General features: G+C 35.7%; 15 protein-coding genes. 12 read left to right on the top strand and 3 right to left on the bottom strand.

The features are described 5' to 3' along the window. Window positions 1-137: 137 nt before the first annotated feature. The 12 genes from trpB (at window position 138) to K322_RS0101570 (ending at window position 11,067) form a co-directional block, all read left to right on the top strand. Window positions 138-1,331 (top strand): tryptophan synthase subunit beta, encoded by a 1,194-nt coding sequence (trpB, locus tag K322_RS0101625; RefSeq protein WP_026625293.1) that lies wholly within the window; start codon window positions 138-140, stop codon window positions 1,329-1,331. Then, entirely contained in the window at window positions 1,328-2,734 is a 1,407-nt protein-coding gene (locus K322_RS0101620; RefSeq protein ID WP_026625292.1) for an anthranilate synthase component I family protein, read from the top strand. The genes trpB and K322_RS0101620 overlap by 4 nt, the downstream gene beginning before the upstream one ends. A gap of 9 nt (window positions 2,735-2,743) precedes the next feature. Further along, window positions 2,744-3,310, top strand: coding sequence for an anthranilate synthase component II (locus K322_RS0101615; RefSeq protein ID WP_026625291.1), 567 nt, complete (start codon window positions 2,744-2,746; stop codon window positions 3,308-3,310). A 141-nt stretch (window positions 3,311-3,451) separates the two neighbouring features. Continuing rightward, window positions 3,452-4,807, top strand: coding sequence for a TrpB-like pyridoxal phosphate-dependent enzyme (locus tag K322_RS0101610; protein WP_026625290.1), 1,356 nt, complete (start codon window positions 3,452-3,454; stop codon window positions 4,805-4,807). 32 nt (window positions 4,808-4,839) lie between these two features. Continuing rightward, window positions 4,840-5,838 carry an anthranilate phosphoribosyltransferase gene (gene trpD / locus K322_RS0101605; protein WP_026625289.1) on the top strand — a complete coding sequence of 333 codons (999 nt, stop codon included), beginning with the start codon at window positions 4,840-4,842 and terminating at the stop codon, window positions 5,836-5,838. A 4-nt stretch (window positions 5,839-5,842) separates the two neighbouring features. Continuing rightward, entirely contained in the window at window positions 5,843-6,133 is a 291-nt protein-coding gene (locus K322_RS0101600) for a chorismate mutase (protein WP_026625288.1), read from the top strand. Then, a complete protein-coding gene (locus K322_RS0101595; protein ID WP_026625287.1) occupies window positions 6,130-6,921 on the top strand; it encodes a class I SAM-dependent methyltransferase in 792 nt (263 codons plus the stop codon). Before K322_RS0101600 ends, K322_RS0101595 begins: the two co-directional genes overlap by 4 nt. A gap of 116 nt (window positions 6,922-7,037) precedes the next feature. Next, on the top strand, window positions 7,038-8,225 hold the full coding sequence (locus K322_RS0101590; protein WP_051290549.1) for an MFS transporter: 1,188 nt from the start codon (window positions 7,038-7,040) through the stop codon (window positions 8,223-8,225). A gap of 8 nt (window positions 8,226-8,233) precedes the next feature. Beyond that, window positions 8,234-9,022, top strand: a complete 789-nt coding sequence (trpC, locus tag K322_RS0101585; RefSeq protein ID WP_026625285.1) for an indole-3-glycerol phosphate synthase TrpC — start codon at window positions 8,234-8,236, stop codon at window positions 9,020-9,022. Window positions 9,023-9,024: 2 nt separating this feature from the next. Further along, complete coding sequence (locus K322_RS0101580; RefSeq protein WP_026625284.1) at window positions 9,025-9,651, top strand: phosphoribosylanthranilate isomerase; 627 nt, start codon at window positions 9,025-9,027, stop codon at window positions 9,649-9,651. A gap of 2 nt (window positions 9,652-9,653) precedes the next feature. Further along, window positions 9,654-10,427, top strand: coding sequence for a tryptophan synthase subunit alpha (gene trpA / locus K322_RS0101575; protein ID WP_026625283.1), 774 nt, complete (start codon window positions 9,654-9,656; stop codon window positions 10,425-10,427). 40 nt (window positions 10,428-10,467) lie between these two features. Further along, entirely contained in the window at window positions 10,468-11,067 is a 600-nt protein-coding gene (locus K322_RS0101570) for a hypothetical protein (protein WP_035331022.1), read from the top strand. 24 nt (window positions 11,068-11,091) lie between these two features. Here the strand turns inward: K322_RS0101570 and K322_RS0101565 are convergent, their stop codons facing one another. From K322_RS0101565 to K322_RS0101555, 3 genes are all read right to left on the bottom strand, one after another. Beyond that, entirely contained in the window at window positions 11,092-12,300 is a 1,209-nt protein-coding gene (locus K322_RS0101565) for a hypothetical protein (protein WP_026625281.1), read from the bottom strand. Next, a complete protein-coding gene (gene proC / locus K322_RS0101560; RefSeq protein WP_026625280.1) occupies window positions 12,290-13,072 on the bottom strand; it encodes a pyrroline-5-carboxylate reductase in 783 nt (260 codons plus the stop codon). The genes K322_RS0101565 and proC overlap by 11 nt, the downstream gene beginning before the upstream one ends. Window positions 13,073-13,149: 77 nt before the next feature. Then, the gene (locus tag K322_RS0101555; protein WP_026625279.1) at window positions 13,150-13,431 is read right to left on the bottom strand and encodes a putative quinol monooxygenase; all 282 of its coding nucleotides are present in this window, start codon (window positions 13,429-13,431) and stop codon (window positions 13,150-13,152) included. Window positions 13,432-13,467 lie beyond the last annotated feature (36 nt).

The raw sequence follows: 13,467 nt of genomic DNA, 5'->3' as shown, positions 1-13,467 counted from the left end.
TTACAACTTAAACAGTCGTGAGTCAGAATCCTTGTGTATTTATAGAATGGAAATAAATTAAAATACAAGCCCGTCGTACTCACGATGGGCTTTTTCTTTGATAACACTTTTGAAAATAACAAAAACAAGATATACAAATGGAAAATTTTAAAGTTGACTCTAATGGTTTTTATGGAGAATTCGGTGGAGCTTATATCCCCGAAATACTTTATGACAATGTAGAAGATCTGAAAAATGCTTATTTACAGGTTTTAGATGACCCAGCCTTTCAGAAAGAATACCATGATTTGTTGAAAGATTATGTGGGACGTCCTTCTCCTTTGTACTTGGCCAAAAGGTTGTCAGAGAAATACGGATGTAAAATCTATCTGAAGAGAGAAGATCTTAATCATACCGGAGCACACAAAATAAATAATACTATCGGTCAGATATTATTGGCCAGACGTATGGGGAAAACCCGTATCATCGCCGAAACAGGAGCCGGACAACATGGTGTAGCTACAGCAACCGTATGTGCCTTGATGGATATGGAATGTATTGTTTATATGGGTGCAACAGATGTTCAGCGTCAAAAGTTGAATGTTCAGAAAATGGAAATGCTGGGAGCTAAAGTTGTTCCTGTAACCAGTGGAAATATGACATTGAAAGATGCCACAAATGAAGCTATCAGAGATTGGTGTTGTAATCCCTCTGATACCTATTATATTATAGGATCTACAGTAGGGCCGCATCCGTATCCTGATATGGTAGCTCGTTTACAGTCTGTAATAAGCGAAGAGACCCGTAAACAACTTCTTGAAAAAGAGGGACGTGAGACTCCCGATTATGTGATAGCTTGTGTTGGAGGAGGAAGTAATGCTGCAGGTATGATTTATCATTTTCTGGATGAACCGGATGTGAAAATCGTTTTAGCTGAAGCTGCCGGTAAAGGTATTAATTCGGGTGAGTCTGCTGCGACTATACATCTCGGACGTTTGGGTATTATACATGGAAGTAAAACGTTGATAATGCAATCGGAAGATGGTCAGATAGAAGAACCTTATTCTATATCGGCCGGGCTCGATTATCCGGGTATCGGACCTATGCATGCCCATCTTGCAAAAATAGGACGGTCTGAAGTTCTGGCTGTAACCGATGATGAAGCGATAAAAGCCGCTTTTGAATTGACTGCCATCGAAGGAATTATTCCTGCTATTGAGTCGGCTCATGCTCTGGGCGTTTTCGGGCAAAAACAATTCAAAAAAGACGATATTATTGTGCTTTGCCTTTCGGGGCGTGGAGATAAGGATATGGAAACTTATGTACGTATAAAAGAGAATCTGGCTTTATGAAAACTATAATAAATGTACAAACAAAAAAACTATTAGCAGATTTACAAACTCCCGTAGGAATTTATCTGAAAATAAGAGATATATATCCTGAATCGACTTTGCTCGAAAGTTCAGACTATCATTCTGATGATAATAGTTATTCTTTAATAGGAGTGAAGGCCATCGCCTCATTTAAAGTTCAGAATGAACAGATAATTAAAGAATATCCCTGTGGAAAAGTTGATATTGAAGAATTGGATGAATCCATAGAACTGACATCCGCATTTCAATCGTTCCTTAAAAAATTTGAAGTGAGAGGAAATAATTCAACAGGTTTAAACGGATTTATGGGCTATACATCCTATGACGCTATTCGTTATTTTGAAGATGTAGATCCGATAAATACTAAGCTTGAAAATGCAGATGTTCCAGAGTTTTATTATAACCTATATCATTTTATTATAGTAATCAATCACTTAAAAAATGAATTGACTATTGTGGAAAATTTGTTAGACGGGGAAATATCTAAGATTGATGAACTTGAAGCTGTCCTACTAAATAATAATATTGCAGAATATAATTTTGAATGTATTGGTTCTGAATCTTCTTATATCACGGATGAAGAACATATAGGGATGATAAACAAGGGTATATCTCATTGTAAACGGGGAGATGTATTTCAAATAGTATTATCAAGGTGTTTTACTCAAAAATTTAAAGGAGACGAATTTAATGTATACAGGGCTTTACGTTCGATCAATCCTTCTCCCTATTTATTTTTCTTCGATTTTGGCTCATTCAGAGTCTTCGGATCTTCTCCGGAAACACATTGTAAGGTGAGTAAAGGTAAAGCGTATATAGATCCTATTGCGGGAACTTATTTTCGAACAGGAGATGATGAAAAAGACCGCGTTTTATCCGAAAATTTACTAAAAGACGAAAAAGAAAATGCCGAACATGTGATGTTGGTTGACTTAGCACGAAACGATTTGAGTAGAAACTGTAATAACGTAAAAGTTGAATTTTATAAGAATGTACAGTTTTACTCACATGTCATTCATCTTGTTTCGAGGGTTAGCGGTGTTGTTGATAAGGGTATTGACAGCATAAAAGTATTTGCTGATACATTTCCTGCAGGAACATTATCAGGTGCTCCAAAAGTCAGGGCTATGCAGCTTATCAGAGATATAGAGCCTGCTATGCGTGGAGTATATGGTGGTTGCATCGGTTATATTGGTTTTGACGGAGATTTAAATCAGGCAATAACGATCCGAACATTTATGAGTAAAAATAATACGCTTTATTATCAGGCGGGTGGGGGAATTGTTGCAAAGTCAACACCTGAAACAGAAGTTATGGAAGTAAAGAATAAACTAGGAGCATTGGCTAAAGCTGTAAAAGTCGCTGAAACCATTAAGAAATAAGATCTCATCATGAAAATATTAATATTCGACAATTACGATTCATTTACATACAATCTAGTACATCTTGTTAAAGAACTGGGCTATACAGATGTTGATGTATTCAGAAATGATAAAATAGAATTGGCTGACGTTGCTAAATACGATAAAATTATTCTTTCTCCCGGGCCGGGTATTCCTTCTGAGGCCGGTTTACTTCTCCCCCTAATAAAACAATATGCTTCGTTAAAGCCGATATTAGGAGTCTGTTTAGGACATCAGGCAATAGGTGAAGCATTTGGCGGAACATTGATTAATCTGGAGGATGTTTATCATGGAATTTCTACAAAAGTGGAAATTATTGCTGATGATTATATCTTCTCGGATATTGACAGTGAAATAGAAGTGGGGCGCTATCATTCATGGATCGTTGACTCTAAAGGTTTACCCGAATGTTTTACAGTCACAGCAGTTGATAAATCGGGGCAAATTATGGCAATGAAACACAACATCTATGATGTACATGGAGTTCAGTTTCATCCCGAATCGGTATTAACACCTGAAGGAGAAATTATAGTGAAAAATTTTTTATCGAAATAAGTTTTTTTCTTTTAAACTAAAATAAGTAATAGAAGTATTTAATGATGTGTTTTAAAGCAATAACCAGCTGTTGTTGTGTTTGCAAAGTCAATAAAAAGGTCAGATACCTTACTTTCTATAAATATAATCTTAAAAAATAATATGAGCAAAAAGATATTTTTGAGTGAAAACGAAATTCCCGAAAAGTGGTATAATATTGTAGCTGATATGGATAATAAACCTTTACCTCCATTAAATCCGGCTACGAAACAAGTATTAACGGCAGAAGATTTGGAACCTGTTTTTGCAAAAGAACTAATCAAGCAAGAAATGTCGCAGGAGCGTTGGATCGAGATACCGGAAGAAGTGCGTGAATTATACAAGATATGGCGACCTACACCATTGGTAAGAGCAACAGGTCTTGAAAAAGCATTAGATACTCCGGCTCATATTTACTTTAAGAACGAAGGAGTCAGTCCTGTCGGCTCACATAAACTGAACTCGGCATTACCTCAGGCATACTACAATAAGATGCAAGGCATAAAACGGCTCACAACCGAAACCGGTGCAGGTCAGTGGGGTGCAGCATTAAGTTTTGCTTCAAGTGTATTCGGTTTAGGTTTGGATGTATATATGGTGAAAGTTAGCTCCGGGCAGAAACCATACCGCAGAATGATGATGCAAACTTGGGGGGCAAATGTGATTCCATCACCCAGTAATACGACCAATGCAGGACGCAGCATACTAGCTAAAGATCCTGATAATTCAGGTAGTCTGGGTATTGCAATATCCGAAGCTGTAGAAATGGCGGTACAGGATCCCGAGGCTAGATATACATTAGGCAGTGTGCTGAATCATGTTGCTTTGCATCAAACTGTTATCGGACTCGAAAGTGAAAAGCAAATGGGTATGGCAGGCGAATATCCTGATATTGTTATCGGATGTTTCGGTGGAGGTTCAAACTTTTCAGGTATCGGCTTTCCTTTTTTGCGTCATAAATTGACTGATGGAAAAGAAATTCGGGTTATTGCAGCAGAACCTTCCAGTTGTCCTAAATTGTCACGAGGTCGTTTCGAATATGATTTTGGCGATACAGTAGGGCTTACCCCGCTTTTACCTATGTATACATTAGGACATGATTTTCAACCAGCAGACATTCATGCAGGAGGACTTCGATATCATGGAGCCGGAACTATTGTCAGTCAATTGAGAAAAGATGGACTGATTGAAGTACAGGATATTCCGCAGCTTGAAACGTTTGAAGCCGGAAAACTATTTGCGAATACCGAAGGTATTATCCCTGCACCGGAATCGACACATGCTATTGCCGTAGCCATCAGAGAAGCATTAAAGGCTAAAGAAGAAGGAGTACAAAAAACTATATTGTTTAATCTTTCGGGACATGGCTTAATTGATATGGCCGCTTATGATCAGTATTTGAGTGGAAATATGAAAAACTACGAACTGACCGACGAAGAAATAGCAAAATCAAGAGATACACTTGAAAAATTAGTATAGTGTATGTGCTAATGCTTAAAAATTAAAAAGTTATGAAGCAAATATTAAACCGATTGTTTAGCCATCAGCATCTGGATAGGCAGGAGGCCAAAGATATCCTTAGCCACATGGCTGCCGGAGAATACAATGAATCGCAGATAGCTGCATTTATAAGTGTATATTTGATGCGAAGTATCTCTATTGATGAATTTATGGGTTTTACAGATGCATTGTTGGATCTTCGGACAAATGTAGATGCCTTGAGGGCTTATGATCCCATAGATATTGTAGGAACCGGAGGTGATAATAAAAATACATTTAATATTTCGACATTATCGTGTTTTACTGTTGCCGCGGCAGGATATAAAGTCGCTAAACATGGAAATTACGGAGCTACATCTGTAAGTGGTGCATCAACAGTAATGGAACAGCATGGTGTAAAATTTACAACCGATATTTCGAAACTCGAAGAATCTTTGGATAAGGTAAATATTGCTTACTTGCATGCTCCATTGTTCAATAATGCTTTAAAAGTCGTTGCTCCTGTCAGAAAAGCATTGGGGGTACGAACGTTTTTCAACATGTTAGGACCTGTGGTGAATCCAATTTGTCCCAAAAAGCAAATGCTGGGTGTATTTAACCTGAAAATGGCTCGTATGTATTTTTATATGTATCAGCAAACCGATGTAGATTATGCAATAGTACATGGGCTGGATGGATATGATGAAATTTCATTGACAGGCGATTTTAAGATTATAACAAAGCAAACTGAGACAATATATACTCCTGAAGAATTAGGATTTGACAGATATGCAGAAGCTGATCTTGATGGAGGAGCAACGCTCGAAGATGCTGCTGCAATATTTGATGACGTTGTTAACAATACTGCTACGAAAGCTCAAAAAAATGCAGTGATAATAAATTCTGCTTTTGCGATTCAAACTATCAAACCCGAATTGTCTATTGATGATTGTATTGCTCAGGCAACAGAAGCAATTGATAGTGGCAGACTTAAAAATACATTTCATAAATTTCTTGAATTAAACAGCTGATAAGATGGAAACAAAAAGTTATAACTCATTGGATGATGTGCGATATAATATCGACCTGATTGACAGAGTTATCATCCAGTTAATATCAGAAAGAAGTTTTTTTGTGAATGAAGCCTCTCGATTCAAAAAAAGTGAGGCTGAAGTGGAAGCTCCTCAAAGAGTACAAGAGGTGATTGATAAGGTACGGCATGTGGCTGTTTCGAAAAAGCTGAACCCTGATATTGCAGAGAAGGTTTATCGAGCAATGATCGGAGCTTTTATTGAACTGGAAAAAGAAGCTTTAACAAAATTATGAATAATTATAAGGAAATAAACAGACAAGCTTGGAACATAAAAACAGCTATTCATATTGATTCTGACTTTTATGATAATGATTCTTTCTTGAAAGGTAGAAATACTCTGAATAGTATCGAATTAGATATGCTTGGAGATGTTCATGGTAAAAGTATACTGCATCTGCAATGTCATTTCGGACAGGACTCAATATCTTTGGCACGTATGGGGGCAGAAGTAACAGCTGTTGATTTGTCTGAAAAAGCAATAGAAAATGCGCGAATCTTTTCTAAACAGCTTGGTTTCGACGTCAATTTTATATGCTCAGATATCTATGACTTACCGGAAATACTTGATCAGAAATTTGATATTGTATTTACATCTTATGGAGTTATAGGCTGGTTGCCGGATTTGGACAGTTGGGCTCAACTGATATCAAATTATTTAAAACCTCATGGAAAGTTTGTATTTGTGGAATTTCATCCATTGGTTTGGATCTTTGATGAAGATTTTCGTAAAATAGCATACGATTATTTTGATACCGGAGAGATTATAGAGACATTTGCAGGAACTTATGCCGATAGGAATGCCGATATAAGTTATTCGGAAATATCGTGGAATCATCCATTGAGTGATGTTCTGAATAGTTTAATCGGGGTAGGGATAGAAATAAAGAAGTTTGATGAATTTGATTATTCCCCTTATCCGTGTTTCAAAAATATAGTTGAGTTTGCTAAGGGTAAATATCGAATAAGTCATTTAGAACATAATATACCCATGGTATATTCGTTATTGGGTGAAAAGAAATAAGGTCTCAGACCTTTTATTACTTTGGTAAGTAAAACAACCAAAATTTGTTATAGACTAAAAATATATCATTAAATACTTGCAGTTTCTTAAATATCAGAATATTTCATATTGAACAGATGGAAGAAGAAGTTATACATAAACTGAGTGATGCCGAGCGAAAACGAATTCGTTTAGGGATATTTGCATTTTATTTTTCTCAAGGACTGTGTTTCTCGAGTTGGGCGAGCCGTATACCCGATATCAAAGGATTCTTAGGATTAGATGATGCTGCATGGGGTACAATTTTATTGATGATTCCGATAGGTCAGATTTGTGGAATGACATTATCTGGGCTATTGGTTTCAAAGATAGGCAGTCGTAAAATCTTGCCTGTATCTTTATTTTTCTATGCTTTGACCCTTATTGCTATAGGAGCATCTCAGACGGAATATGCATTGCTTATGAGCTTGATAGTATTCGGGTTCTTTGGTAACTTCTGTAACATTTCAGTAAATACGCAAGGTGTCAGTATAGAGTCATTATATGGTAAATCTATAATGTCGTCGTTTCATGGAGGATGGAGCCTTGCTTGTTTTACGGGCTCGGCTATCGGTTTGCTGATGATAAATATAGGATTAAGTCCATTCTATCATTTTCTGATAGTTGCTGTAATTGTATTGATTAATATGTTTGTTAATAAAAGGTTTTTACAACCGGATATAAAAAAGCAAAAGAATAAGGACGAACTGGAGTCTAAAAAGAAGAATAAGCCTGAAACATTCTTGTATCTACTTGGTATAGTTGCATTCTGTGGAATGGCTGCCGAGGGAGCAATGTCAGATTGGAGTGGATTGTACTTTAAAGATATTGTGAAAGTCTCGGAAAAATTGGTGCCATTGGGATTTGCTGCATATATGGTTACCATGGCATCCGGACGTTTCTTTGCCGATAAGGCTATCGAAAGATGGGGACGCCAACGAATCATTCAGGCAGGAGGGTTACTTATTTCTTTAGGATTATTTCTAGCTGTAGCGTTTCCTTCTTTGCCCCTCACCATACTCGGATTTATGATAATAGGGTTGGGCACGTCAAGTATAGTACCTACTATTTATAGTATTGCCGGACAGAAAACCAAGATACCTACAGGGATCGCGTTGACCATAGTTTCGAGTATTAGTTTTCTTGGTTTTTTGATGGGGCCTCCATTGATCGGTTATATATCACAGGCAACTAATCTGAGGTACTCGTATGCTTTGATCGGTGTGTTTGGAATATGTATTGTAATCCTGACTTCCCAGATAAAAGTTTTTAAGAAAGATAAATAAGTTTCATTATGACAAATATACTAGACCGTATTGTAGCTAATAAGCGCAAAGAGGTCGAACTGCAAAAGAAAGAAATAAGTATTGATAAATTGGCTGCACAAATAGCCGATACAAATAACCTATATTCATTCAAAAAGTCATTGGCCAATTCTTCAACGGGTATTATATCCGAGTTTAAGCGTAAATCACCTTCAAGAGGCTGGATTTTCGAAAATGCAAAAATAGAAGATGTTATTCCATCTTATTCAGAAAATGGAGCTAGTGCAATTTCTGTTCTGACAGATACTGATTTTTTTGGAGGAACTTTTACTGATTTTGAGTTAGCACGAAGTTTAACAAAAACACCATTGTTGAGAAAAGACTTTATGGTGGATGAATATCAGTTTTACCAGGCCAAAGTTTTAGGAGCTAATGCCATACTCTTGATTGCAGCTTCTTTAACAATAAAAGAAACAAAACAATTTGGAGCTTTAGCCAAAGAATTAGGGATGGATGTTTTGCTTGAAATTCATAACGAAAAAGAATTGTCACATATAAATGAATATGTGGATGTTGTAGGCGTAAATAATCGGGATCTGACTACATTTATTACAGACGTGAAAGGTTCTTTTGATCTGGCAGATAAAATACCTACGGATTTCTTAAAAATATCAGAGAGTGGAATTTCTCAAACGCAAACGGTAAAAGAATTGCAAAGTGTTGGTTATAAGGGTTTTTTAATGGGTGAAAACTTTATGAAAACAGATAATCCGGGACAAGCATTAAACCAGTTTATTCAGGAATTGAAAACAAAATAGGTATGAAAATAAAAGTCTGTGGAATGAAGAATCCGCAAAATATAGATCAATTAGGTCAATTGCCGATTGACTTTATAGGATTTATATTTTTTGAGAAATCTCCACGGTATGCAGTAGGCTTGGAACTTACCGATTTATCGTCACTTCCGGTTTCAATAGAAAGGGTAGGAGTGTTTGTTAATGAAGATTTTGAGACAATAGCCCGATTGGTAAATAAGTATAAGCTGACTTATGTACAACTACATGGGCAAGAATCGGTGGAGCTTTGCTTAAAATGCCGTAAAGAAACAGGTGTTAAGGTAATCAAAGCATTTAATGTCTCAACGGAGGCTGATTTTGCAAAGACAAAAGAATATACTGAAGTATGTGATTATTTCTTATTTGATACCAAGACTTCTCAACATGGAGGGTCAGGCATAAAGTTCGATTGGAATATATTGAAAGCATATCAAGAAAATCTGCCATTTTTTCTTAGCGGAGGAATATCCGCGTCAGACGTCGAAAGCATTAGTAAACTTTCTTTACCCCGTTTATACGCTTTGGATTTGAACAGTAAATTTGAAATTGAACCCGGATTGAAAAATATAAATATGTTGAACAACTTTATATCTCACTTTAAAACAATATAACGATGAATAGAATAAAACAACTTTTTGACCAGAAGAAAAAAGATATACTTTCCATTTATTTTACAGCTGGTTACCCTCAATTAAATGATACTTGTGAAATCATTTCTCAATTAGAGGATAATGATATTGATTTGATTGAAATAGGTATTCCATTTTCTGATCCGATGGCAGACGGTCCTACTATTCAGGCTAGTGGAACTATTGCTCTGCGTAACGGCATGACTCTTCGGATATTGTTTCATCAACTGGCTGATATCAGGAAAAAAGTAAGTATCCCTCTGATTATGATGGGATATCTTAATCCGATAATGCAATATGGATTCGAAAATTTCTGTAAGCAATGTAATGAAGTTGGTATCGATGGTGCGATTATACCAGACTTACCTTTTGATGATTATTTGAAAGAATACAAACCCATAGCAGAGAAATACGATATCAAGATAGTAATGCTTATAACTCCGGAAACATCGGACGAACGTATCCGCCTTATTGATGATCATACTGATGGGTTTATTTATATGGTTTCGTCGGCATCTACTACGGGAGCTCAAAGCAATTTTGATGATGGAAAACAAGCCTATTTCAAGAAAATAAATTCTATGGGATTGAAAAATCCTCGACTGATCGGATTCGGTATATCCAATAAAGCTACTTTAGATGCTGCACAAGCTAATGCAAATGGTGCTATAATTGGAAGTAAATTTATAACTTTGCTGAAAGATTCAATGGATATAAAGGAAGCTGTCAAAAATCTGAAAGACAGCCTGTCCAAATGATATGTCAAGAGTTAAGTTAGAAACGAGAAACAAAAAATATATGGGAATTAAGTATTTTATGTTATTTATATCAGGATTTATTCTGACTTGTTTTTTGTTTTCCTGTAGCAAAGAAGATAATGATGATAATACACCGCCTTCTTTTGAAATATTAGCTCTTGATTCAACAGCTACTTATCCGTTATCTCTGTCTGATGGAGATACTTTATACTATTTTATGGATCAGGATAGTATATTTAATCGAATAAGAATCCGTTTTAAAGATGATAAAGCATTGTCATCCTATAATATACGAATAAGAGGATTGAATGCAGATGCTACTGATATAGTTAAAGATACATCTAAAGTAGATACAGTAATGTATCCCGGGGATACTGTTGTATACGCTTATTGGAAAAGAAATTATCAGTCTCAAGCGATATATGGAAAGACCGACAAAACCATTATTCAGTCTGTTGCTTTAGATACCACAACTCAAGTCTCTTATATTGATTCGAAAAACGAGTTGAAATATAAATTACGTCAAACATGGATGAAAGGTCCTTATCAGTTGAGATTATCTGTCGCTGATATTCAGGGAAATGAAACCGTTGCTTATTATAAGATTTTTTTAGCTAGAAAATATTCATCTAATAAATAATCTTGCTGTATTATAGTATAGATCTTAATCCAATAAGATATAAGCTCTATAGTTGGTTCTTGGAGATACAGGACATAAACTAAAATAACCGTGTGTAAATTTGTTTCCTGATAGAACCAGAGGATGTTCTTCTTGCATTTGTATGTGTTTTTCATACATGACATTCTCTTTTGAACTAAAATCAATATAAAAGTGTCCGGTTGCTGATTTATCCAAGTGGTTTTGACTGAAACGTAGGGCTAGCAGTCCCATATTATCCCTTACGTTTATTTCTACACAAGGGTGTAGTTTGTAGGAGTCATTTTCGAGATAAATCATCATGTCAACACCGATGCAGCCTTCATAAAAAGAAGCAAAATTTTGTTTCAAATATGATGATAACCAATTTTTTACAGATTCAAGTAAATTTTTTTGAATATATTTAGTTATTGTGTTTTCAATATTGGATTGCAATCCTAAATAATTTCCTGTATACGCACCTTTGCTGTTTGTTTCAAAAAGGGAATATCCTACAAAACAATCATCTGCATCCGGTGATATGATAAATTCCATAGCAAAATCAATTTGCTTGTTTAATGCTCTTTCTATGGATACATTCTTTTGTTTTTTTAATATACCGTGCAATATCTGTCGCTCTGTTCTTGTCAGTTCCCCTACAGGTAACCACAAAAGACCTCTTCCGGATGAAGAAAATGGAGCCTTTGCTAATAACTGATATTTATTTAGAGCTACGGTATTTTCAATACTGTTTAAATCAGAATAAAATTCGGGAATGATATTATCCGATATTTTCGGAATTTCGTTTAGAAGGCTCCTTAAGCATATTGCAGCGGTTTTTCGGCTGCTCAGTTCCTCTAATTTATTATTCCAAACGGGAGTTTGTAATATTGAGCCCGTTTGTCTATTTATTTCTTCAATAAAATGTATCGCCTGAGGTGAAATACCCCAAAAGTGGACAGCATAGGATGAGTTTGTATCCAATTGATCCTGTGTTATCGTTTGGGCGATAGGTATCCCATTATTAGTAATAAATAGAGAAAATTCACGAGATAGGGCATTACGGGTATAAACACAATCATTCGAGTCCGCATACCATACAGGAAGGCTCTCTAAGTCGGCTTGCATTTTGGCAATATTAGCCGGAGGTGTATAATATGGAGATCCATTGAGAATTGCATTCTCATGTCCTGGATTAAAATAATAAAGCTTGCTATTTGTCTTCTTATTTGACATTGCTGGCTTTTAATCCTTTAATCACAGCTGATGTGAAGCCTGCATGCTCCATCTCATTCAGCCCTTTTATAGTAATTCCTCCTGGAGTTGTTACTTTATCTATTTCACTTTCAGGATGTGACTGATTAGCTGCAAGTAAGTCTATTGCTCCTTGCAATGTCTGCATGACTATTTCTTTTGCATGATCGGCTTTCACTCCAATTTCGACTCCGCCTTCCATTGCTGCACGGATATAGCGGAAAGCATAAGCAATTCCACAAGAAGATAAAGATGTTACAGCCGGAAATAGCTTCTCCTCGATTAATAAAGTTTTACCCAGTTCATTAAACAGACTGATTATTAAATCATCTTGTTGTTTTGTTGCATTTTTAGAAGCTACAAAAGTCATACTTTGTTTTATAGCAATTGCAGTGTTTGGTATTACTCTATATACCGGAGATGCAGGATAAGTCCATCCGGCCAATTGGTCAAGAGTGATTCCTGCAGCAACTGATAATATAATTTGCCGGTTGTTGATTTTGTCTTTGTAAGATGTAAGAATGTCTTCAATCATCCAAGGTTTAACGCCTAATACAATAATATCGGCATTGGATATAGATGAATAATCATTTGCAACTGAATTAATCTTATTGTTTGCGGATTTTAATTCATCAGCCTTTTCCTGACGTCGATTAATTACTGTTATATCTGATGCCGTAATACAGTTTCCCGATGCCAACCCCAGAGCAATGGCACTACCCATATTACCTCCGCCTATTATTGTTATTTTCATTAGAGATGTTATTTATTTTATAAAGTTATCATCTTATATTTAAATATCTAATACTAACCGGCTAAAAATGTTTTAATTTAAAAAATCTGAATATCCATTTCTTTTGCTAATAAAGGTTTTACCTGTTCCACGAAAGATGCAAAGAGTTTAGTGCTACAGTGTTGCTTGAATGCTTCTTGATTTACATATTCCTCATAAGCTATATATTCTGATGTATTGTCAACCTCCTTATATAACTTATAAGTTAGATTCCCGGCTTCGGTGTTTGTCATTTCCTTTAGTGGTGCAACCAGAGATAAATATTCAGCCTCTTTTCCTTTAATAATTTCAATCTTGGCTATTACAATTGTTTTTGTCATATTGTTTTTTTATTTTGAATACTACAAAAATAGAGT

Origin of the sequence: Indolivaga capnocytophagoides DSM 22835, from assembly GCF_000426485.1 — a bacterium.
GTDB classification, from domain to species: Bacteria; Bacteroidota; Bacteroidia; order Bacteroidales; family Dysgonomonadaceae; genus Dysgonomonas_A; species Dysgonomonas_A capnocytophagoides.
The sequence above is the reverse complement of the archived record's forward strand: the minus strand, read 5'-3'. Positions and strand labels throughout refer to the sequence as shown.